This window comes from Neisseria sp. P0021.S007 (genome assembly GCF_051956855.1).
Map to the genome: position 1 here is coordinate 1 of NZ_JBQCXA010000451.1, position 725 is coordinate 725.

At 46.5% G+C, this 725-nt stretch carries 2 protein-coding genes; both read right to left on the reverse strand.

Annotated elements, in window-relative coordinates; genetic code table 11:
• Positions 1–24 precede the first annotated feature (24 nt).
• Positions 25–357: a hypothetical protein gene (locus ACTHUR_RS13935; protein ID WP_440399137.1), complete on the reverse strand. Its 333-nt coding sequence runs from the start codon at positions 355–357 to the stop codon at positions 25–27.
• 95 nt (positions 358–452) lie between these two features.
• The coding region (locus ACTHUR_RS13940; RefSeq protein WP_440399138.1) for an AIR carboxylase family protein at positions 453–725 on the reverse strand (273 nt) is incomplete at its 5' end.

Genomic DNA, 725 nt, shown 5'->3' on the forward strand with positions numbered 1-725 from the left:
TATTAGTCCGAAGAACCAGCTCGGTTATTGAAGTTTCAGCAGCCTATCTTGTTCGACGGACAATACGCCGTTTACCTTTTTAAAATAGGCAATGGCATCTTCAATCTTGGTCTTAGAAGACGGACGAATAGCAATGCCGTTCAGGTTTTTGTATTCATAAATCAAACTTGCGCCGGAGGCTTTCACTGCTTTTAGCAATGGCTCAGAACCGGTTTGTGCATCATAGAAGATAATCAGGTTGCCGGTATTATCTTGAGCTTGTTGCTGAGATGGAATGGCGTTTGATTGGGCAGGAATACTTGGGCTTTGGCAGGCACAAAGCAGGGTGGAGAGTAGGACGAATGCCAGGGGTTTCATGATGTTAATTTAATTTGATCATTAAACAAGGCCGTCTGAAAAGTGTAAAACGAAATCTAAGTTTCCTTTTACAACTTTCAGACGGCCTTAGTCCGTTATGCTTCGGGCAATTCCATGGCTAGAACGGTTTGCTCTTGTTTGGCACGGAAAGCCGCCAATTTTTCAGCCAATTCAGGATTTTCGTTGGCTAAAAGTGAAATGGCAAACAGCGCCGCATTGGCTGCGCCTGCTTCACCAATGGCAAATGTAGCAACAGGAACGCCTTTGGGCATTTGCACAATCGAAAGCAGGGAATCTTCGCCGCGCAGGTATTTGCTGGGAACGGGTACGCCCAAGATGGGGACGGTGGTTTTGGCTGCGACCATGCC